This window comes from Sorangium sp. So ce406 (genome assembly GCF_051474675.1).
GTDB classification, from domain to species: Bacteria; Myxococcota_A; Polyangia; order Polyangiales; family Polyangiaceae; genus Sorangium; species Sorangium cellulosum_G.
The window spans coordinates 5,693,732-5,715,004 of the sequence record NZ_CP150340.1 but is presented as its reverse complement, the minus strand read 5'-3'; the positions used below and the strand labels follow the sequence as shown (position 1 = coordinate 5,715,004).

At 71.2% G+C, this 21,273-nt stretch carries 14 protein-coding genes; 9 read left to right on the top strand and 5 right to left on the bottom strand.

Annotated features, from left to right (window positions below; genetic code table 11):
- The first annotated feature begins 18 nt into the window (after positions 1–18).
- The 4 genes from WME96_RS21075 to WME96_RS21060 all read left to right on the top strand — a co-directional run bounded on the left by WME96_RS21075 (position 19) and on the right by WME96_RS21060 (position 6,868).
- On the top strand, positions 19–1,053 hold the full coding sequence (locus WME96_RS21075; protein ID WP_437291881.1) for a sugar-binding protein: 1,035 nt from the start codon (positions 19–21) through the stop codon (positions 1,051–1,053).
- A 70-nt stretch (positions 1,054–1,123) separates the two neighbouring features.
- Entirely contained in the window at positions 1,124–2,647 is a 1,524-nt protein-coding gene (locus WME96_RS21070; RefSeq protein WP_437291880.1) for a sugar ABC transporter ATP-binding protein, read from the top strand.
- 44 nt (positions 2,648–2,691) lie between these two features.
- Positions 2,692–3,828 carry an ABC transporter permease gene (locus WME96_RS21065; protein WP_437291879.1) on the top strand — a complete coding sequence of 379 codons (1,137 nt, stop codon included), beginning with the start codon at positions 2,692–2,694 and terminating at the stop codon, positions 3,826–3,828.
- A 409-nt stretch (positions 3,829–4,237) separates the two neighbouring features.
- Positions 4,238–6,868, top strand: coding sequence for a glycoside hydrolase family 15 protein (locus tag WME96_RS21060; protein WP_437292336.1), 2,631 nt, complete (start codon positions 4,238–4,240; stop codon positions 6,866–6,868).
- 82 nt (positions 6,869–6,950) lie between these two features.
- On the opposite strand, the gene WME96_RS21055 is transcribed toward WME96_RS21060, so the two are convergent.
- From WME96_RS21055 to WME96_RS21035, 5 genes are all read right to left on the bottom strand, one after another.
- Positions 6,951–8,036, bottom strand: coding sequence for an NAD(P)H-dependent flavin oxidoreductase (locus WME96_RS21055; RefSeq protein WP_437291878.1), 1,086 nt, complete (start codon positions 8,034–8,036; stop codon positions 6,951–6,953).
- A gap of 15 nt (positions 8,037–8,051) precedes the next feature.
- Positions 8,052–9,752 carry a M1 family metallopeptidase gene (locus WME96_RS21050; protein ID WP_437291877.1) on the bottom strand — a complete coding sequence of 567 codons (1,701 nt, stop codon included), beginning with the start codon at positions 9,750–9,752 and terminating at the stop codon, positions 8,052–8,054.
- Positions 9,753–9,823: 71 nt separating this feature from the next.
- Positions 9,824–11,005 (bottom strand): ATP-binding protein, encoded by a 1,182-nt coding sequence (locus tag WME96_RS21045; RefSeq protein WP_437291876.1) that lies wholly within the window; start codon positions 11,003–11,005, stop codon positions 9,824–9,826.
- Positions 11,002–12,225, bottom strand: a complete 1,224-nt coding sequence (locus WME96_RS21040) for a sensor histidine kinase (RefSeq protein ID WP_437291875.1) — start codon at positions 12,223–12,225, stop codon at positions 11,002–11,004. Before WME96_RS21040 ends, WME96_RS21045 begins: the two co-directional genes overlap by 4 nt.
- 312 nt (positions 12,226–12,537) lie before the next feature.
- On the bottom strand, positions 12,538–14,040 hold the full coding sequence (locus WME96_RS21035) for a cobalamin B12-binding domain-containing protein (RefSeq protein WP_437291874.1): 1,503 nt from the start codon (positions 14,038–14,040) through the stop codon (positions 12,538–12,540).
- Positions 14,041–14,259: 219 nt separating this feature from the next.
- Between WME96_RS21035 and pucL the strand changes: the two genes are divergently transcribed.
- The 5 genes from pucL (at position 14,260) to WME96_RS21010 (ending at position 21,133) form a co-directional block, all read left to right on the top strand.
- Positions 14,260–15,105 (top strand): factor-independent urate hydroxylase, encoded by an 846-nt coding sequence (gene pucL / locus WME96_RS21030; protein WP_437291873.1) that lies wholly within the window; start codon positions 14,260–14,262, stop codon positions 15,103–15,105.
- Between the two features lie 33 nt (positions 15,106–15,138).
- On the top strand, positions 15,139–16,818 hold the full coding sequence (locus tag WME96_RS21025) for a lipase maturation factor family protein (RefSeq protein WP_437291872.1): 1,680 nt from the start codon (positions 15,139–15,141) through the stop codon (positions 16,816–16,818).
- A 141-nt stretch (positions 16,819–16,959) separates the two neighbouring features.
- Positions 16,960–18,669, top strand: a complete 1,710-nt coding sequence (locus WME96_RS21020) for a DUF1592 domain-containing protein (RefSeq protein ID WP_437291871.1) — start codon at positions 16,960–16,962, stop codon at positions 18,667–18,669.
- Between the two features lie 13 nt (positions 18,670–18,682).
- Positions 18,683–20,026, top strand: coding sequence for a DUF1552 domain-containing protein (locus tag WME96_RS21015; RefSeq protein WP_437291870.1), 1,344 nt, complete (start codon positions 18,683–18,685; stop codon positions 20,024–20,026).
- Positions 20,027–20,122: 96 nt separating this feature from the next.
- Positions 20,123–21,133 carry an NAD-dependent epimerase/dehydratase family protein gene (locus tag WME96_RS21010; RefSeq protein ID WP_437291869.1) on the top strand — a complete coding sequence of 337 codons (1,011 nt, stop codon included), beginning with the start codon at positions 20,123–20,125 and terminating at the stop codon, positions 21,131–21,133.
- Positions 21,134–21,273: the final 140 nt, after the last annotated feature.

Sequence of the window (21,273 nt, the reverse complement as noted above, 5' to 3'; positions counted from 1 at the left end):
GGCCGGAGGGGTGAGGGGATGTTGAAGAGCGTCGGTCGGTTCGTCGTCGGGGTCTGCATGGCGGGGCTCGCGGCCCTGGGCTGCGAGAGCAGCGGCGGCAATGGGAGCGAGGCGCCGGCGGCCTCCGCCAGGCCGAAGCTCGCCTACATCACCAACGGCGTCGCGCCGTTCTGGACCATCGCCGAGAAGGGCGTCATCGACGGAGCGAAGGAGTACAACGCCGACGTCAGCGTGGTGATGCCGAGCGACGTCAACGACCAGATGCAGCGGGTCGAGGACCTGCTCATCCGCGGCGTCGACGGCATCGCGATCAGCCCGATCGACGCGGAGAACCAGGTCCCGCTGCTCAACAAGGCGGCCGCCAAGACCAAGCTCATCACGCAGGACTCGGACGCGCCGAAGAGCAATCGCCTCGTGTACATCGGCATCGACAACTACGTCGCTGGCCGGATGGCGGGGCAGCTCGTGAAAGAGGCGATCCCGGGCGGCGGGAAGGTGGCGATCTTCGTCGGGCGCCTCGAGGGCGACAACGCCAGGAAGCGCCGCCAGGGCGTCCTCGACGAGCTCCTCGACCGCCAGGACACGAGCGGCGGCAACGACCCGCTGAACGACGTGCTGAAGGGGGCGAAGTACACCATCGTCGCGACGCTGACCGATCAGATCGACGCGGCGAAGGCCAAGAGCAACGCCGAGGACATGATGTCGGCGCACCCGGACCTCGTGGGGCTCATCGGCCTGAACGCGTACCACACGCCGGCGCTGCTCGAGGCGCTCAAGCAGGCGGGGAAGATGAGCTCGATCCAGGTCGTCGGCTTCGACGAGCAGGACGCGACGCTGCGCGCCATCCAGGACGGCGAGGTCGTCGGCACGGTGGTGCAGAACCCGTACATGTACGGCAAGGAGTCGGTGCGCGTGCTCGCGGCGCTCGTGCGGGGCGACGACTCGGTGGTGCCCCCGGGCAAGTTCATCTCCCTGCCGGCCCGGCAGATCCGCAAGGCCAACCTCCCCGAGTTCTGGGCAGATCTGAAGCAGAAGGCGGCGAAGCCCGAGTGACGCCATCCTCGCCCGATCCGGGCGCGGCGCCCGCGCGGCGCGCCGCCACGGCCGGCGACCCCCGCAGAGAATGACGTCCTCCCCGCCCGAACCAGGCGTGACGCCGCTGCTCGAAGCGCGCGGGCTCACCAAGCGCTTCCCCGGCGTGCTCGCGCTCCGCGACGTTCACCTCACGCTCGGCCGCGGCGAGGTGCTCGGCATCGTCGGCGAGAACGGCGCCGGCAAGAGCACCCTCATGAAGATCCTGGCCGGCGTCGAGGCGCCCGACGCCGGTGAGATCGCGCTCGAAGGGCGGCCCGTCGCGCTCGGCTCGGTGAGAGAGGCGCTCTCCCGCGGCATCGCGCTCATCCACCAGGAGCTCAACCTGGCGGAGAACCTCGATATCGCGGCCAACATCTTCCTCGGCCGCGAGCCGCGGCGGGGCGGCTTCATCGACGAGGGGCGGATGGAGCGCGACGCGCGGGCGATCATGGCGCGGGTCGGCCTCGCCGGGTCGCCGCGCGCGCTCGTCGGCGGCCTCTCCCTCGGGCAGCGGCACCTCGTGGAGATCGCGAAGGCGCTCTCGGCCGACGCCCGGGTGCTCATCATGGATGAGCCCACGTCGTGCCTGTGCCCGCGCGAGGCCGAGGCCCTCTTCCAGGTCGTGCGGGAGCTCCGCGCGGGCGGGATCGGCGTCGTGTACATCTCTCATCGCCTCGGCGAGGTCGAGGCGCTGTGCGACCGCGTGCTCGTGCTGCGCGACGGCGAGAACGCGGGCGAGCTGCGGCGCGACGAGGTGAGCCACGACCGCATCGTGCGGCTCATGGTGGGGCGCGAGCTCTCGCAGTTCTATCCGCACGTCCCGCACCCGCCGGGCGAGCCCGTGCTGGAGGTCTCCCGCCTCCGGACGGCGCGGCACCCGGAGCACGCGCTGAGCTTCACCGTCCGCGCCGGGGAGATCGTCGGCGTCGCGGGGCTGCTCGGCGCGGGGCGCTCGTCGCTGCTGAGGACGCTGTTCGGCGTCACGCCGGCGGCCTCGGGCTCCATCCGCGTGGCCGGCCGCGAGCTCACCCCGCGCACCCCGCGCGACGCGATCGCCGCCGGGATCGGCCTCGTCCCCGAGGACCGCCAGCAACAGGGCATCATCCTGGAGATGGCGATCCGGGCGAACGTGAGCCTTCCGAGCCTGCAAAGGACGCAGCGCCGCGGCGTCCTCGACCGGGCGGGCGAGCGCCGGATGTCGGCGCAGATCGTCCGCGAGCTCGGCGTGAGGACGCCGAACGACGTGCAGCCGGCGCAGCACCTCTCCGGCGGCAACCAGCAGAAGGTGGTCATCGGAAAGTGGCTGTCGATGTCGCCGCGCGTGCTGCTCCTGGACGAGCCGACGCGCGGCATCGACGTCGGGGCGAAGCACGAGATCTACCAGCTCATGGAGCGGCTGGCCGCGAGCGGCATGGCCACCCTGTTCGTGTCGAGCGACATGGAAGAGGTGATGGGCATGTCCGACCGCGCGCTGGTGATGCACGAGGGGCGCATCGCCGGGGAGCTCGGCCGCGCCGCGCTGAGCGAGGAGGCGATCATGCAGCTCGCGACCGGCAGCGGCGTCGCGGCCTGAGCCGGGGCGCTCGAGACGGTGGTGAGGGGCGAGGTCAGAGGAGCATGCCTGTGACGACGACACGTGATCCCCGGGCGGCGGGCGCCGAGCCCCCCGCGCCGCTCGCGCCGACGACGCGGCGGAAGGTGCTCGGCGTCTTCTGGCTCCTCCTCGCCGTGTCGCTCGGCACCGCGCTCCTGAACGGCAGGTTCCTGCTGGCGGAGAACCTCGAGAACCTGATCCGCCGGACAGCGCTGTTCGGAATCCTCAGCATCGGGGCCGGCTTCGTCATCATCACGGGCGGCATCGACCTGTCGATCGGCTCCGTCGTGGCGCTCGCCGGCTGCATGCTGCCGTGGCTCCTCGCCGTCCATCACTGGCCGGCCTCCGTGGTCGTGCCGCTGCTGCTCGGCATCTCCCTGTGCATCGGGCTCGCGCACGGGCTGCTCATCACGAAGCTCCGGCTCCAGCCGTTCGTCGTCACGCTCTGCGGGCTCCTGCTCTACCGGGGCACGGCGCGCGGCATCGCGGGGGACCAGACGCAGGGGTTCGGCGTCGGGTTCGAGTCGCTGCGGTACCTGGCCGTCGGCACTCCGTTCTCCGTCCCGGTGCCGTTCCTCTCGTGGATCTCGGAAGGGCGGTTCAGCCCCTATGCGGTGCACCCGTTCACCGGCGTGAAGACGCGCCTTGCGCCGATCACGTGGATCGATATCCCGATGCCGTTCCTGCTGTTCCTCGCCATCGCGATCGCGGCGTCGATCTTCCTGAACCGCACCATCTACGGTCGTTACCTCATGGCCCTCGGCCGCAACGAGCAGGCGGCCCGGTACAGCGGGGTCGATACCGACCGGATGACGATCCTCGCCTATGTGCTCTGCTCGGTGCTCTCCTGCTTCGGAGGCATGCTGTTCGCGCTCGAGGTCAACTCGGCCCAGCCGGTCGATTTCGGCAACTTCTACGAGCTCTATGCGATCGCGGCCGCCGTGCTCGGCGGCTTCAGCCTGCGCGGCGGCGAGGGGGCGGTGATGGGCGTCATCCTCGGCACCGCGCTGATGCAGGTCCTGCGCAACGCGATCAACATGCTGGGCGTCCCGACCCAGATCGAGTTCGCGGTCATCGGCGCCGTCATCCTGAGCGGCGTCATCGCGGATGAGCTGGTGAGGCGCTACGCGGCGGCGCGGCGCAAGCTCGCCGGCTCCTGACAGGATCTCCGCGTGCGGCACGGTCCGCTAACGCGTCTGCTCCGCCTCCCCTGAATCCATCTGACTACACCGGCTCCATGGCCCCGGGGGCGACGCCCGCCTCCCGTGATCGCCGGGGGCCGACGGCGCGGCGCGCTGGAAAGGAAAATGACGCCTGCGTGCTACGCTGCGGACCGCGGGGTTCACTGCGGAGCAGGCGCGGGCCGATCGCGTGGCCCCGCGCAGGGCGCGCGTGTGCCCTGCAGAAACCGCAGTCGAGTCGATAACTTACGGTGGCCGAGCAGGTGTGCTCCCGGGCGCTGCCAGGTGGAAAGGGGTTGGCGTGATGCTGAAGCGAGTTTGTTGTGGGACTGCAATTTTACATCTCACAGTGGGGCTCGCGGGCTGCGCGCTCGACGCGGACGAGCCCATCCTCAGCGAGTCCGCCGTCCCGTTCGGGCGCGGCGGCTCGCCCCCGCCCGAGCGCCTGAAGGCCCTCGCCGCGGGCTCGGGGGCAGCGTCGGTGTGGGGGCCGGCCGACAAGTCCTTCCTCGGCACGTCGATGACCGACCAGTCGAGGGTCTATTTCACCGGCCACCGCGGCATCGTGTCCGAGGTGTTCTACCCGGTGCTCGACACAGTCAACACCGTCGACCTGCAGTTCCTGGTGGGGGATACGGCCAAGACGTTCGTCGACGAGGAGAAGCAGCAGAGCTACACCGTCACCCAGCCGGACAAGCGCTCGATGCGGTGGCAGGCGACGACCACCAACAGCGGCCACAACTGGCGGATCACCAAGACCATCTTCACCGACCCGGGGCGCAACGCGCTGATCCAGCGGGTCAAGTTCGACGCGCTCAACGGCAAGAACGTCACCCAGTTCAACCTCTACCTGCTCCACAACCCGGCGATGGACAACTCCGGGGCCGGCGACTCGTCGAAGACCGTCAAGACGGTGACGCCGGCGCGCACGATGCTCGTGGCCTCGGAGAACAGCCGCGTCTCGGCGCTGGCGATCTCGCGGTCGTGGAAGGCGGGCGCGGGCGGCCTGCCGATGGTGTCGAGCGGCTTCGTCGGCGAGACGGACGGCTGGACCGACCTGCTCGGCGGCAGCAGCGACAAGACCATGAGCTGGCGCAACGACGCCGCGAGCGGCGGCAACGTGGCGCAGATGGGCTGGATCGACCTCGGCGCGACCGCCGCCACCAGCGTCTCGTTCGACGTGGTCCTCGGCTTCGGCGCCACCGAGGGCGAGGCGACCTCCACCGCGAACGCGACCCTCGGCAGCAACCTCGCCGCCCTGCAAACCACCTACGACAGCGGGTGGAATACCTACACGTCCACCAAGCTCAACAGCCAGGGCGGCACCGCCGACGACCAGTACTACCTCGCGGCGATGGCGCTCAAGACGATCCAGGACAAGTCGAACGGCGCCATGATCGCCGGCATGGGCACGCCGTGGGGCGAGAGCAGCGGCGATAGCAACAATGGCGGCTACCACCTGGTCTGGCCGCGCGACCTGTTCAAGTTCGCCGGCGCGCTGGTGACGGCCGGCGACACGGAAACCGCCAGTTCGGTGGTCAATTACCTGTTCAACACGCTGCAGCAGACGAGCGACTGCGGGGTCGGCGAGTACAACGCACCCGGCTGTCCGCAGGGCTACAGCCGCGTCGGCCGCTTCCCGCAGAACGCCTGGGTGAGCGGCTGGCAGTACTGGCAGGGCACGCAGATGGATGAGCAGGCGATGCCGATCATCCTCGCCTGGCGGCTCGGCGCGGCGGTGTACAACCCGCTGTGGCCCAAGATCAAGAAGACCGCCGATTACATCGTCAACGTCGGCCCGTATACCCAGCAGGAGCGCTGGGAGGAGAACTACGGGTACTCGCCGTCGACCATCGCGGCGGAGATCGCGGGGCTCGTCTGCGCGGCGACGATCGCCCGCGCGAACAACGACACCGCCAGCGCGGCCCGCTACATGGCCGCCGCGGACTACTGGCAGCAGAGCGTCGACCGGTGGACGTTCACCAACACCGGCCCCCACGGCGATGGCAAGTATTATATTCGCATCAACCCGTCGCAGCGGAGCAACTCCGGCACCGGGCCGCAGGTCTACAACCCGGTATCCGGTCCCGACGCGGCGATCCAGGTCACGCACGGCAACGGCGGCGGCACGCACGACCAGCGATACATCATCGACGGCGGGTTCCTCGAGCTCGTGCGGATGGGGGTGAAGCGGGCGGACGACCACTCGATCGCCGCGACCCTGCCGGAGTACGACGCCATCCTGAAGCGGACCATCCCCGGCAAGGGCGACGCCTGGTTCCGCTACAACTTCGACGGTTATGGCGAGAAGGTCGGCGGCGCCAGCTACGACGGTCTCACCGGCCGCGGCCGGCTGTGGCCCATCTTCACCGCCGAACGCGGCATGTTCAAGATCGCCAGCACGGGTGTGGGCAGCGACGGCGCGCCGTTCCTGACGGCGGTGAAGGCGTTCTCGACGCCGCAGGGCTTCATCCCCGAGCAGGTATGGAGCGAGCCGACGCTCGTCACGGGCTGGGACGTCGATCTGCCGCCGGGCGCCACGGCCGGCACCCCGACCCGGTCGATGAGCCCGCTGAACTGGGCGATGGGCGAGTACATCAGCCTGCTGGCGTCGATCCGGGCCGGCAAGGTGGTCGACATTCCGTCGGTGGTCTGCGGCCGTTACAACGCCTGCGTCGTGCCGCCCGCGGCAGGCGAGGTCGGCGTCTCGGTCAACGTGACCGCGAACACCGTGGTCGGCCAGCACGTGTATGTCACCGGCAACACGGCGGCGCTGGGCAACTGGAACACCGATCTTGGCGTCCCGGTCGCGATCATCCCGGTCACGGCCGTTTTGAACAGCTACCCTGTGTGGAAGAACCGCGTCAACCTGCCGGTCAGCAGCTCCGTGCAGTACAAGTACTATCGCAAGAACGCCAATGGCAGCGTGACATGGGAGAGCCTGCCGGGCGGCGGCAATCGCACGATGAGCACCCCGGCGACCGGGACGCTCACGCTGAATGACACGGTGACCTGGTAAGACGACGCGGGCGAGGGGAGGCGCGGAGGGGTGAGCGGCGCGCTCGCCGGGCGACCTGGCTGGCTGGCGCGCCGGCGCCCCCTCAGCGCTTCATGAGCCCGAGGATCACCTGCTCGGTCTGCTCGACGAGCGCCGCCACAAGCTCGGCCGCGGGCCGCGGCCTGGCGAGGGCGGCGCTCTGGCCTGCCCAGAGGGACAGGTGGTCGTCGCGCCCCGCGGCCGCGGCGGCCCGGCGGATGGGCTGGGTGAGCCAGTTCTGGACCGGATACTCCGGCACGTCGGCCTCGTGCGGCGTCATCGCCTCGACGAACTCGTTGATGAGGCCGCGCGCGATGCGGCCGGAGAAGACCCGCGTGAGCACCGTCGTGCGCGCGCGGGGCGACGCCAGCGCGCGGCGGTGGCCGGCGCTCGCGCCCGACTCGTCGCAGGCGAGGAAGGCCGTCCCGATCTGCACCCCGTCGGCGCCGAGCGCGAGCGCCGCCGCCACGCCGCGGCCGTCCGCGATCCCGCCCGCGGCGACCACGGGGGCCCGCACCGCGTCGACGACCTGCGGCACGAGCGACAGCGTGCCCACCAGCGACTCGCGCACGGGCCGCAGGAACGCGCCCCGGTGCCCGCCGGCGTCGCTGCCCGAGGCCACGATGACGTCGATGCCGGCCTGGTCGAGCGCGATCGCCTCGTCGACCGTCGTGGCGGTGCCGAGGAGGGCGATCCCGCGCGCCTTGGCCGCGTCGATGACGTGGGCGGGCGGGACCCCCATGACGAAGCTGAGGACCTGCGGCCGCGCGTCGATCGCGGCCTCGACCTGCTCCTCGAAGCGCGGGGTGAACGCGCTGGGCAGCTCGGGGTCGGGCAGGCCGAGCTGCCGCAGGATCGGGCGCAGGCGCGCCACGTGCCGCTCGAGCTCCGCGGGCGCGATGGTGGTCGGCTCGCCGGGCTGCGGGACCCACAGGTTCAGCGCGAACGGGTGCGGCGTGAGCCGCCGGAGCTCGGCGACGAGCTCGACGATCTGCGGTGGGGTCAGGAAGTGGGCCCCGAACGAGCCGAGCCCACCGGCGTTCGAGACGGCGGCCGCCAGCGCGGCCGTGGACATGCCGCCCCCGAAGGGGCCCTGGACGATGGGGAGACGCAGGCCGAGCTGTCGTGTGAGGCGTGTATCGGTCCACATGGTCGAGCGCTCTCGTCAGGTGGGGCAGAGGGTCGCGAAGTCGACCGGGCACTCGAGCGTACGGAGCCAATCGGCGGCGAGCGCGTCGACGGCGGCGGCCCCGGCGGCGTCGGTGGCTGCCTTGATGGCGTCGAGGAGGTCCTGCGTGCGCGCGGCGTTCCCCACGTTGGCGGTGTAGAACCCGGCGAGGGCCCGGTCGAGCACGTCGACGCCGATCGCCTCCGCGACCTCGCGGAAGAAGAACGCTCCCTTCATGTAGGGCACGGACGACCAGAGCGGGTGATTCAGGATGTCGATCGCGTTGCATGTGTCCGGGAGCGCGATGGCGTTCCGGCCCTCCGCCGGATCGCAGACGGACTTGAGCGTGCATTCATAATCGGCCCACGCGTCCACGCCGGCCTCCCCGAGCGCGCGGGCCGCGAGGTACGTGGCGGTGCCTTCGGAGAGGATGAAGTCCTCCCAGCAGGCGATGCGCACGCCGTTGCCGAACCAGCCGTGCGCGGCCTCGTGCGCGTTGACCTCCTCGCTGTAGAGAGAGCCGCTCGAGACGTGCCAGAACGGGTGGTGCTCCATGCCGCCGTAATCGCCGCCGCCCCAGTCGGCCGAGACGGTGCCGACGCTGTCGCCGAAGGGGTAGGGGCCGTACGTGGTCTCGAAGAAGTCGAACACCTCGACGAGGTGCTCGGTGCCGCTCGCGGCGTCGGCCTCCTGGCCGGGCAGGTGCCACACGCTCACCCGGGTGCCCGCCGTCGTGGTGCCGAGCTCCACGCGCGTGAGCTCGTCGACCGCGATCGCCGGCATGTAGGCGGGCGCCGCGGTGGGGATGCTCTCGGGATAGACAGCGGTCATGCCTTCCGGCACCCCGGTGACGCGCAGGGTGAAGCGCACGCCGTCCGCGGGATCGGACTTGCACGGGAAGAGGTTGCCGCAGAAATAGGGCCAGAGGAACGAGACGCCGGATCCGGGCATCCACCCGTCGAACTCTGTGTGGGGCTTGAAGGCGTAGTCGATGATGATCGTGGCGTCGCTCCCGGTCGGCGGGACACCGACGTCGAGCTGGCCAGAGCTCACCGCGTGCGCGAGGGCGCCCGACGGACCGGTGACGGACGCGATGTCGAGGTCGCCGATCTGGAAGGAGGCGGCGGTGCTGTCCGACGCGGCGAGCACGATGGTCGCCCGGCCCGTGAGGCTGGCGAGGTCGAGCTCGAGGGCGGTCGAGAGGATGTCGCGCGTCCAGTCCTCGCCGGCCGGCGGCGTCGCGTCGCCGCCGCCGGAGCCGCCAGCGCCACCGGAGCCGCCGGAGCCGCCATCGGAGCCACCGGAGCCGCCGTCCGAGCCCCCGGAGCCGCCACCGGAGCCACCGGAGCCGCCGTCCGAGCCACCGGAGCCTCCGGAGCCGCCATCGGAGCCGCCGGAGCCTCCGGAGCCGCCATCGGAGCCACCGGAGCCTCCGGAGCCGCCATCGGAGCCGCCGGAGCCTCCGGAGCCGCCATCGGAGCCGCCGGAGCCGCCGTCGCCCCCTGTGGAGCCCGAGCTGCTGGTCGCGTCGGCGCCACCGCCGCCGCCCGCGGAGCTCGAGCTGCTCGTCGCGTCAGCGCCGCCGCTGCCGCCGACGCCGCCAGCGCCGCCGCTTCCCGACGTGTCGTCGTCGCCGCACGCCGCGGTCGCGAGGGTCGCAGAGGTCAAGATCGATAGCCAGAGACGGGTGCGTCGCATGCGTTCGCTCCTGCAACAGGGGGGCGCAGGGTATGCGACGGAGGATCGCGCTCGAAGAAAGCTGCGTCGATTCAGCCGCTCGTCGGGCCGGCTTCTCCCTCGGGCAGCGGCAGCGTGAAGCACACCCGCGTTCCCCGTCCGAGCTCGCTCTCCACGCGGATCGCGCCGCCGTGGCGCTCGACGAGGTTCTTGCAGATCGACAGGCCGAGCCCCGTGCTCTTCTCGCCGCCGGTCGACCGGGTGCTCGTCCTCCGGAACTTGCAGAACAGGCCGCTGATCTCCTCAGGCCGGATGCCGAGGCCCTGATCGTCGATCGTCACCTCCACCGCCGGTCCGAGCCGCCGCGCGCGCACCGTCACCGTCGTGCCCGGATGCGAGAACTTGAACGCATTGCTGAGCAGGTTGCTCAGGACCTGCTCGATCCGCTCGACGTCGCAGCGGACCAGCGGCAGCTCGGCGGGCACGTCGATGGCCACCTCGATCCCCTTCCAGCGAGCGCTGTGCTCGTTCAGGGAGACGGCCGCCGCGACGAGGCCGCGCAGATCGGCGTCCTGCATCCGGAGCGCGACGCTGCCGCTCTCGAGCGTCGTGATGTCGAGCAGGTCCTCGAGCAACTGCAGCGTGAAGCCGGCGTTGGACTGGATCTTCAGCAGGTGCCGCCGGACGTCCTCGCTCCCGGCGCCCGCGCCGGCGAGCAGCATCGTCGAGAACCACTGGATCGCCGCGATCGGATTGCGCAGGTCGTGCGCGGCGATGCCCACGAGATCGTGGCTCCGCTGCTTCAGCTCGGCGAGCTGCTGGTTCTCCCGGTCGAGCGCGTCGACCCTCGCCTCCAGCGAGGAGAGCGCCCGCTGGCGCTCGCTGAGGCGCGCGTGCTGGGAGAACGCGTCCTTCAGGATGCCGGCGAGCCCCGTCGGATCCCACGGCTTGGGGATGAACCGGTACACGCTGCCCTCGTTGATGGCCTGGATCGCGGCGTTCGTGTCCGCGTAGGCGGTCATGAGGAGCCGGACGGTATCCGGGAACTCGGCCTTCACCCGCGCGTAGAACTCCGTGCCGGTCATGCCCGGCATCCGCTGATCGCTGAGCATGACGTCGACGGGGCGCTCGCGCAGGACCGCGTAGCCCTGCTCGGCGCTCTCGGCGAGGAGGACGTCGTAGTCGCGCCGGAGCTCGCGGCGGAGCGCCTTCAACGTCTCTCGCTCGTCGTCGACGATGAGCAGCGCGCCCCGATCGCCGCCCGCGCGCGTCACGGTTCCAGCTCCTTCGGCAGCGTGATCGTGAACGTGCTGCCCGCCCCGGGCGTCGACCGGGCGGAGATCGTGCCCCCGTGCTGGTCGACGACGATCTTGTGCGAGATGGTGAGGCCGAGCCCGGTGCCCTGCCCGACGGGCTTGGTCGTGAAGAACGGATCGAAGATCCGGCCGAGGACGTCGGGGGTCATGCCGGCGCCGTTGTCCTCGAACTCCAGGGCGACGCAGCGCGCTTCATCCCGCGCGCGGATCACGACGCGGCCGTTCCCCCGGCCGCGGCACTCGACCGCCTGGGCCGCGTTGATGAGCACGTTCAGGAACACCTGGCTGAGCTCCGCCGGCTTGCAGCGCAGCCTCGGCAGCTCCGCCCACTCCAGCGCGACCTGGACGCCGCTGCTCTTCAGCGCGGGGCCTGCGATCGCGAGGGTGCTCTCCACGCTCTCTCTCAGATCGGAGAGCTCCACCTCCGCCTGGTCGAGCCGCGCGAAGGTCCTCAGATCCTCGACGATCTTCTGCACGCGCGCGAGGCCGCCCAGGGTGCCTTTCACGAGGTCGCCCGCGTCCTCGCGCAGGAACTCGAGGTCGATCTCCTCGCGCAGCGCCCGGGCGAGCGCCGCCATGTCCCCGGAGCTCCCGGGGAGGGCCGCCGCATCGAGCGCCTCGTACGCGGCGAGCAGCCGCGCGAACGACTCTCCCAGGGTGTGCACGTTGCTGCGGACGAAGGCGAGCGGGTTGTTGATCTCGTGGGCCACGCCGGCGGCGAGCTTGCCGAGCGCGTTCATCTTCTCCGAGTGGACGAGCATCGCCTGCGTGGCGCGGAGCTCGTCGAGCGACCTCTCGAGCGCCGTCTGCTCGGACACGAGGCTCCGCTGGAGGTTCGTGATCTTCGAGTTGAGCGCGGACACCTCGGAGAGCACGCGCTCGAGCTCCACGACGTCGAACTCGGCCAGGATCACGAGATCGTCGTCGAGCCGCCAGACCTCTCCCCGGAGGCTGTGCGCGACGGAGCGCAGGTCCCCGAAGTGCAGGATCCCGCGGTAGATGGGCGCGTCGCCGCGCTTCCCCGCCGCGGCGAGCTGCGGGAAGCCCGGGCTGACGAGGCGGACCGGGGCGCGGCCCAGCCCGCCTGCCCCGCCGAGCAGCCGGCGCATGCCGCGGTTCTCGAGCCGCGGCGCGCCGTCCGTCGTGAACACGCCGACCGCGACCGCCGTCGCATCCATGAGGTAAGCGAATGCGAGCCTGGCGACCGCGCCGCTCAGCGCCTGCCCCGGTGGAGCGACGACTGGCGATCGTTCATCGTCTTCTCGTGTTCTTCGCGGCTCGCGCGGGCCCATGAGAGTCCGATCCTCTCCTTCGTTCACGGCGGAGACACTCGGTTCTTGGCAGCCCGGCGCGAGGCTCGCTACATCAAACGCACCCCACGCCGGCCCCGCCGCTCGTCCGTCATCGATGTTCCTCATCGAGCGCCGGAGTACGGGGAAGGGCGGGAGATGAAGCGAGCTCCAGCGCGAGGGGGCGTGGTCGATCCGATCTCACGCGCCCCGCGCTGCGAGGAGATCCTTCGCCACGTGGACGGCCCCCTCCGCGCTCCGCGACGAGCCGTCGGCGCCGAGCTGCCTCCAGAGGTCGTGGACGACGCGGAACGGCTGCCCGCCGACCAGGAGCACGACGTTCCTGCAGCGGTGGTCGTCGCGGGCGGCGGTGATCAGCGCGTGCACGCTCGTGAGGTGCTCGGCGAGCGCGGCCGAGACCGCGAGGACGTCCGCCTGCCGTCGAACGACCTCGTCGATGACGTCCTGGGCCGGCGTGCTGGCTCCCAGGTAGAACGTGTCCCACCCCGCCATCTCGAAGAAATCGGCGACGAAACGCGCGCCGATCTCGTGGAGGTTGCCGTCCACGGAGGTGGCCACGAGCCGGCGACCGGCGCGGTCGGCGTTGAAGACGAGCGGATAGAGCTGGCTCACGATCGCCTGGGTGACCGCGGTGCAGTAGTGCTCCTCGGCGATGCTGATCTGGTGCGTCTGCCAGAGCCGGCCGATCTCGTACTGACACGGCTGGAAGACGTGAGCATAGATGTCCTTGATCGGCGTGCTCGCCTCGACCGCCTCCCGGATGAGCCTCAGCGCTCGTCCCCGGTCTCCCTGGAGCAACGCGTCGAGGTAGCCGCACGCGAGGGTGCCCAGGGGAGCGTCGGGTTGCACGAAGCTGGCGTGCTCGACATGGCCGGCGGCGAGCCGGACGAGCGCCGCCGCGAGGTACCGGCGCGGCGCCTCGGCGAGGTGCTCGGGGAGCGCGATCGCGATGGCGTCGCCGAGCGCGTCGAGGTGGGTCACGAGGGCCGCGGGCTCGAGGCCGAAGCTCGTCAGCAGCGATCGCACCCAGTCCGCGTACTCGCCGAAGAGCGCGGGCGTCTCCAGCTCGACCGTCGCGGCGAGCTGGGCGAGGTGGTGCCGGGCGTCCTCCAGGCAGCGGCCGCGCCGCGCGCCGTGCGCGAGCGCGTCCTCTGGGCGCCGCATGTAGCCGAGCGCGACGCTCATCGGCGCGATGCGCGGCGCCGCGCGCGCCAGGGCCTCCGCCGGCTCCGCGCGCTCGTCGAGGGGCGCGGGCGCCTCGGCGGGGATGGTCGCGAGCGCGATCGGCGTCACGATCGGCGAGGCGTCGAGCCGCCGCCGGCCGGCCGCCAGCGCCTCCTGCGCGATCGCGGAGAGCGCGGGGGCGAGCTGCTCGCCGACGGCCTCGCCCAGCGCGTCCAGCGCGGCGCCGAGCGTGCTCCGCGGCACGCCGAGCCCCTCGATGAACACCGCGGTGAAGGCGCAGTACTCGCTGAACTGCTCGGCGCCCGCGGCGCGGAGCGCCGCCGAGAGCGCGTCGATGTGCGCGCCGACGTCCTCGCCGCAGCGCGCGAGGTCCTCTCGCCCGTCGCCGTCGCCTGGCGCTCGCCGCGCTGCCTTCAGCCGGCCGATGGCGGCGTCTACCAGCGTCTCGCGGCGAGCGAGGAGCTCGTCCGCCGCCGTGTCGCGCTCTGGGATGACCATGTCGACGTATCTGGTGACGCCCGATCGCCGGCGCACGTCCGATATCGCACGAGCCCGCCCGGGGGGCTCCCTCGCGGGCGGCCGCCCCGACGGAACGCGAGGGACGCAGCGCGCCGCTGGCGCCGCCGGCCTGCCGTACTTGAGCTGCCATCCTCCTTCAAGGTACGGTCTCCCGCGTCGCCGAGAGGCGTCGTTGCCCGGCGCGGGAGCTGAAGAGCGATGGCCATCTCCTTGGTGCGGAACAGCTACGGCAAGTCGAGGGTGCGGCTGGTCAAGGTCCGCCGCGCGGAGGGGCGGCACGAGCTCACCGACATCGACGTCGACATCGAGCTCGAGGGCGACTTCGACGACGCCTACACGCAGGGCGACAACGGCAAGGTGCTGCCCACGGACACGATGAAGAACACCGTGTATGCGCTCGCCAAGGGGCATCCGGTCGAGCCGATCGAGGATTTCGGCGTCCTCCTGGCCGAGCACTTCCTCGGCAAGGGCCATGCGCGGCGCGCGCGGGTCGCGATCGCGGAGAAGGTCTGGTCGCGCATCGACGCGGGCGGCGCGCCGCACCGGCACGCCTTCCTCCGCGCCGGGGGGGAGCGGCGGACGGCGGAGATCACGGCGGCCGCCGGCGAGCTCGCGATCGAGAGCGGCGTCGCGGATCTGCTCGTCCTCAAGACGACCGGCTCGGCGTTCTCGGGCTTCCCCCGCGACCCGTACACAACGCTCAAGGAGACCGACGACCGCATCCTCTCGACCCTGATGGTGGCGCGCTGGCGCACCGCGACCCGCGACGAGGCGCCCACGAGGACGTGGGAGAGCGCCCGCCGCGCCCTGCTCGAGACGTTCGCCGAGCAGCACAGCCTCTCGGTGCAGCACACGATCCACGCGCTCGGGAGCGCCGTCCTCGAGGCCTGCCCCGCCGTCGACGAGGTGAGCCTCTCGCTGCCCAACAAGCACTGCCTGCTGGTCGATCTCTCGCCCTTCGGGCTCAGCAACGACAACGAGATCTTCGTCCCGGTGGACGAGCCCCACGGGCTCATCCACGCCACGATGAAGCGCGGTGGATGACCGGCGCGCGAGGGGGTTATCCTCTCGCGCCCGATGGCCCGCGAAGCGCCGCCCCCCGCCGCAGATCCGGCCGACCCCGCCGCAGATTTGGCCGCCGAGGACGACGGCGCGCTGCTCCGGCGTATCCGGAGCCACCCGCTCCGCCGCTTCCTCGGCCCGCCGCGGTCCTATGTCCTGACGCGCTTCGTCCTGCTCCGCCTCCTCGGCTTCGTCTACTTCATCGCGTTCTTCTCGCTCGCCCGGCAGCTCGGCCCGCTCCTCGGCCCGCAAGGCCTCCTGCCGGCCGACCGCTTCCTCGAGCGCCTCGTCGACGTCACCGGCTCGCACGGCGCGGCGTTCCGCCGGCTCCCCACGCTGTTCCTGTGGCTCGGCGCCTCGGACGGCGTCCTCCACGCCGCGGCCTGGGCGGGCGTGGCGCTGTCGCTCGCGGTGTGCGCCGGCGTCACCAACGCGATCGTGCAGCTCGCGCTCTGGGCGCTCTACCTCTCGTTCGTGCACATCGGGCAGGTCTTCTACGGGTACGGCTGGGAGCACCAGCTCGCGGAGACCGGCTTTCTGGCCGTCTTCCTCTGCCCGTTGCGCGGACTCCGGCCCTTCCGGTCGCCGCCTCCGCCCGTCGTGGTGATCTGGCTCTTTCGCTGGCTCATCTTCCGGATCATGCTCGGCGCCGGCCTGATCAAGCTCCGCGGCGACCCGTGCTGGACCGACCTGACCTGCCTTGTCTACCACTACGAGACGCAGCCGGTCCCGAGCCCGCTGAGCTATTACCTCCACCAGCTCCCCGCGTGGGTGCACGCGATCGGCGTGCTCTTCAACCACCTCGTGGAGCTCGTCGTCCCCTGGTTCGCGTTCGGCCCCCGGCGCGCGCGCCACGTCGCCGGCGTGTTCCTGGTGCTCTTCCAGGTGATGCTGATCGCGAGCGGCAATCTCTCCTTCCTCAACTGGCTCACGATCGTGCCGGCGATCGCCTGCTTCGACGACGGCGCGCTCGGCCGGCTCTTCCCCGCGCGGCTCCGCGAGCGCGCCGCGGCGCTCGCCGAGCAGCTCTCCCCGTCGCGGGCGCACCGGATCGCCGCCGCCCTGCTCGCCGTCGTGGTGCTCTGCCTCAGCGTCAATCCGGTCATGAACCTGCTCTCGCCGCGGCAGGCGATGAACGCGACGTTCGACAGCTTCGGCCTGGTGAACACCTACGGCGCGTTCGGCAGCGTGGGTCGGGAGCGCTACGAGGTGATCCTCGAGGGCACGCGCGACGAGGCGCCGGGGGAGGGGACGCGGTGGCTCGAGTACGACCTGCCGTGCAAGCCCGGCGACGTGCGCCGGCGCCCGTGCGTCATCACGCCGTATCACTACCGCCTCGACTGGCAGATCTGGTTCGCCGCGTTCGGCAGCTACGAGAGCGAGCCGTGGCTCGTTCACCTCGTCTACAAGGTCCTCTCCGGCGACGCGGGCGCGCAGCGCCTGCTCGCGAGGAACCCTTTCCCCGACGCGCCGCCTCGCTATATCCGCGCCGAGCTCTACCGGTACAGCTTCACCCGCGTCGGCGACGGAAGCGGCGCGTGGTGGCGCCGCGTCCGCGTCGCGGAGTACCTGCCGCCGCTGTCCGTCGACGATCCGTCGCTGCTCCGCTTCCTCGCGGCGTACGGCTGGCTCCCCGCCTCCCGCGCGCTCACTCCGCCGCGCGACGAGCGCGGCGAGGTCGAGCCCGCCCCGTGATGTGGGTTTAGCTCAGGCGTACTTGTACAGTCCTGTCCGGGCAGCGCATGTTTTGGCCGATCCCGTGATCAAGGTGCCGCGCAGCGGGCATTCCGATCGCCGCTGCTCTTGCGTTCTGCATTGACGGTAGGAGGTCACGGTATGGCGGACTTGAGATATCGTCGCTGGCGAGCGGGTCGCGTGCCGATCGTGACGCTCGCGCTGGCGCTCGCGGCCGGGTGTGCGCCCGGGCAGATCGGAATCGGAGGCTCGGGGGAGGACGGATCGACGTCCGGACCAGGAGGTCCTCAGGACGCCTGCGGGAGCAGCGAGCGGCTCCCCGCGCCGCAGCGGCGCCTGACGCGATTCGAATACAACAACACGGTTCGCGATCTCCTCGGAACGTCGCAAACCCCCGCCGATCAGTTCCCGGCAGACGAGGTCGCCGGCGGCTTCAACAACAACGCAGCGGTGCTGACCATCTCTCCGCTGCACGCCGAGAAGTACCTCCTCGCAGCCGAGTCGCTCGCGGCCGAGGCCGTGGCCGGCGACCTCTCGAGGCTGCTGCCGTGCGATCCGGCGGCGGTCGAGGGCAAGGTCGATCAGGAGGAGGCGTGCGCCCGTCAGTTCATCGAGCAGTTCGGCCGGCGCGCGTACCGCAGGCCGCTCGCGCCGGCGGAGGTCGAGCGGCTGATGCGCGCCTACGCGGCGGGGCGCACGGGCGGGTCGCTGCGCGAGGGCGTCGAGGTCGTCATCCGGGCCGCGCTGCAATCGCCGAAGTTCCTGTTCCGCCTCGAGCTGCGCCACGATCTCGACGGCTCCGCGCCGAGGGTGCGCCTCGACCCGTACGAGATCGCGTCGCGCCTGTCATACCTCGTCTGGGCGTCGGGCCCCGACGACGACCTGCTCGCGGCCGCCGAGGCGGGCCTGCTCGAGACCCCCGAGCAGCTCGCCGAGCGGACCCGCGAGATGCTGGAGAGCCCGAAGGCGCGCCTGGCCATTGCGGAATTTTACAAGCAATGGCTCAACCTCGGGAAGCTCGAGAGCATCGTCAAGCTGGAGGGCATGTTCCCCGGATTCGACGAGGAGCTCGTCGCGGGGATGAGCGCGGAGACGCCTGCGTTCATCGATCACGTCCTGTGGTCGGGGGACCGCAAGCTCTCCAGCCTGCTCACCTTGCCGATCGGCTTTGCCACCGAGGCGGTCGCGGAGGTGTACGGCGTGAGCGTCCCGCCCGGATCGACCACACCGCAGCTCGTGAATCTCCCGGCCGAGCGCGCCGGGGTGCTCACGCAGCCCGCGTTCCTGGCCGTCCACGCGCATCCGGATCAGACCTCGCCGGTCCTGCGCGGCAAGGCCATCCGGCAGAAGTTCATGTGCCAGGAGCCGCCGCCGCCGCCGCCGGACGTCGACCTCACGCCGCCCAAGGGCGAGAGGGGCGTCACCGCGCGCGAGCGGTTCAACCAGCACGCCTCCGATGCCTCGTGCGCGGGCTGCCATCAGCTCATGGACCCGATCGGCTTCGCGTTCGAGAGCTTCGATGCCGTCGGCGCGTACCGCACCGAGGAGGGCGGGCAGGTCATCGACACCTCGGGCGAGATCTTCGCGTCCGACGACATGGATGGCGCCTTCGTCGGCGTCCGCGAGCTGGCCGAGAAGCTCGCCGGGAGCGCGCAGGTCCGGGAGTGCCTCGCGACGCAATGGTTCCGCTACACGGCGGGCCGCTTCGAGACCGCCGGCGACGAGTGCTCGCTCGGCGCGCTGCGCGCGGGGTTCCACGGCACCGAGGGCGACCTCGTGGAGCTCATCGTGGGCACGACGCAGACCGAGGCCTTCATGTACCGCAGCGCGATCGCAGCAGAGGAGGAGTGAGATGAGACCGCGATTGATTTCTCGACGACGGCTGCTCCAGGGCTCGCTGGCGGCGACGGCGGCGATCCCCCTGCTGAACGCCGACTGGGCCCGCGGCGACGAGAGCACCGCGCCGAAGCGCTTCGTGGTGTTCTACACGCCGAACGGCACGCTCGAGTCGCAATGGATGCCCCGGGGCACGGAGACCAACTTCACCCTGAGCCCGCTGCTGCAGCCGCTGGAGCCATTCAAGGCGAAGCTGCTCCCGCTGCGCGGGATCAACATGGACGTCGTGGTCAACTCCAACATCGGCTCCGAGCACGCGCGCGGCATCGGCGGTCTGCTCACGGGGCGGGCGCTGCTCCGGGGCAACTTCCGGAGCTTCAACTCCAGCAACGCGGGCTGGTCGTCGGGGATCTCGCTCGACCAGCACCTGGCGAACACGCTGAAGCCCTCGACGCTGTTCCGCACGCTGGAGCTCGGCGTCCAGGTCCGCGACGCGGAGGTGCGCGGCCGGATCTGCTACGGCGGGCCGGACCAGCCGATCCCCCCGCGCGAGGACCCGTACGACACCTTCGAGCAGCTCTTCGCGGCCGCGACGCCGGGGCAGAGCAGCCCCGACGCGATGGATCGGCTGCGGGCGCAGCGGCGGACCGTGTTCGACATCCTCGGCGAGGAGATCGCGGACGTGCGGCCTCGCATCGGCGCGGAAGACCGCATCAAGCTCGACGCGCACATGCAGTCGATCCGCGACATCGAGGAGCGCCTGGCGGGCAGCAACGGCGGCGTCGCGACCGCGGGCTGCACGGGTCCCGCGCTCGGCGAGCGCATCAACCTCTCGGACGACGCGAACATGCCCGCGATCGGCAAGCTCCAGATGGACATGGCGGCGGCGGCGCTCGCGTGCGACCTCACCCGGATCGTCACGATCCAGTGGTCGTACGCGGAGAGCGAGCACCTCTACCCGTGGCTCGACCTCCAGGGGAACCACCACGCCATCTCGCACCAGTGGGACACGGAGGGGAAGGCGCAGTACTCGAAGATCCACACGTGGTTCGCGGAGCAGCTCGCCTACCTGCTCGGGAAGCTCGACTCGTACGCGGAGGGAGATCGCACGCTCCTCGACAACACCGTCGTGCTGTGGGTTACCGAGATCAGCGAGTCGACGCAGCACGCGCTGACGAACATGCCGTTCCTGCTCGCCGGCAGCGCGGGCGGGGTGCTCCGGACCGGGCGGTTCGTGGATTACCTCGCCAGCGGGGGGAAGGCGCGGCAGCACAACGATCTGCTGCTCACGATCGCGAACGCGATGGGCACCGACGACACCACGTTCGGGGATCCGGCGTTCTGCAGCGGGACGCTCCCGAGCCTCACGTAGCCGCGAGCGGCGCCCCTCACGGGTCTTGCATTTTTGCCGCCATGGGTTGTTTTTCTGGGCGTTGTCTTGCATCGGTGCAACCACCATCCTGGTTGCATGAACAACGCATCGCCAGTCGACGCCTCCTCGTCTCGCCTCCACGTCGTGCTCGGCGCCGGCCAGATCGGCCCGCGGGTCGCGGACCTCTTGCTCGCGCGGGGCCACCGCGTGCGCCTGGTGCAGCGCACCCGGCGCGCGCCGGAGCGGCCGGGGCTCACGTCGGTGTGCGGCGACATCACCGATCTCGCCTTCGCCGAGGAGGCCACGCGCGGGGCCAGCGTGGTCTACGATTGCATGAACCCGCCCTACCATCTCTGGGCCGAGCAGCTCCTGCCCATCGCCCGTGGCGCCGTGCACGGCGCGGGCAAGGCGGGCGCGAGGCTCGTGGCCCTCGACTGCCTGTACATGTACGGCGTCCCCGACGGCCCCATGCGCGAGGACTCGCCGCGCCGCCCCTGCAGCAGGAAGGGCGCGCTGCGCGTCGAGCTCGAGGAGATGCGCCTCGCGGCCCAGCGCCGCGGCGACGTCCACGTGGCCGTGGGGCGCGCGAGCGACTTCTTCGGCGCCGACGTGCCGCTGTCCGCCTGGGGAGACCGCTTCTACGCGCGCGCGCTCGCCGGGAAGTCCGTCGAGTGCATGGGCGATCCCGACATGCCCCATTCGTACACGTACGTGGAGGACGTGGCGCGAGGCCTCGTGACGCTGGGCGAGCGGGAGGAGGCCATGGGCCACATCTGGCACCTGCCGACGGCGCCCGCGGAGAGCACGCGCGCGCTCGCGCGGCGCCTGGGAAGCGCCCTCGGCGTCGAGGTGAAGGTGGCGCGGCTCCCGCGCTTCGTGCTGCGCGCGGCGGGCCTGTTCTCGCCCTTCCTGCGCGAGGCGGCCGAGATGGCGTATCAGTGGGATGTACCCTATGTCATCGACGACTCGCGCTTCCGCCACGCCTTCGGCTGGTCGGCGACTCCCACCGATCGGCAGGTGGCGGAGATCGCTGCCTGGGCCCGGAACAAGTACGGGCTCGCCGCCCCGCCGCAGGCCGCCGCAGCGATCTCTGCCGGTCGAGCCTGAGCGGGCCAGAAGACGATGCGCGCGGCCGCGATCGACCCGGCGTAGATCGCACCGGAGCGGATCATGTCAGTCCGGGCATAGCGGGCGCAAAGGCCTTGACAGGCCAGGTTGAAGACGTGGAGATGAGCCTCTGTCTGGAG

Coding starts and splice junctions, on each gene's coding strand:
- WME96_RS21065 (WP_437291879.1), top strand. CDS start 2,692: ATGCCTGTGACGACGACACGTGATCCCCGGGCGGCGGGCGCCGAGCCC.
- WME96_RS21010 (WP_437291869.1), top strand. CDS start 20,123: ATGAACAACGCATCGCCAGTCGACGCCTCCTCGTCTCGCCTCCACGTC.
- pucL (WP_437291873.1), top strand. CDS start 14,260: ATGGCCATCTCCTTGGTGCGGAACAGCTACGGCAAGTCGAGGGTGCGG.
- WME96_RS21020 (WP_437291871.1), top strand. CDS start 16,960: ATGGCGGACTTGAGATATCGTCGCTGGCGAGCGGGTCGCGTGCCGATC.
- WME96_RS21070 (WP_437291880.1), top strand. CDS start 1,124: ATGACGTCCTCCCCGCCCGAACCAGGCGTGACGCCGCTGCTCGAAGCG.
- WME96_RS21050 (WP_437291877.1), bottom strand. CDS start 9,752: ATGCGACGCACCCGTCTCTGGCTATCGATCTTGACCTCTGCGACCCTC.
- WME96_RS21025 (WP_437291872.1), top strand. CDS start 15,139: ATGGCCCGCGAAGCGCCGCCCCCCGCCGCAGATCCGGCCGACCCCGCC.
- WME96_RS21040 (WP_437291875.1), bottom strand. CDS start 12,225: ATGGATGCGACGGCGGTCGCGGTCGGCGTGTTCACGACGGACGGCGCG.
- WME96_RS21055 (WP_437291878.1), bottom strand. CDS start 8,036: ATGTGGACCGATACACGCCTCACACGACAGCTCGGCCTGCGTCTCCCC.
- WME96_RS21035 (WP_437291874.1), bottom strand. CDS start 14,040: ATGGTCATCCCAGAGCGCGACACGGCGGCGGACGAGCTCCTCGCTCGC.
- WME96_RS21075 (WP_437291881.1), top strand. CDS start 19: ATGTTGAAGAGCGTCGGTCGGTTCGTCGTCGGGGTCTGCATGGCGGGG.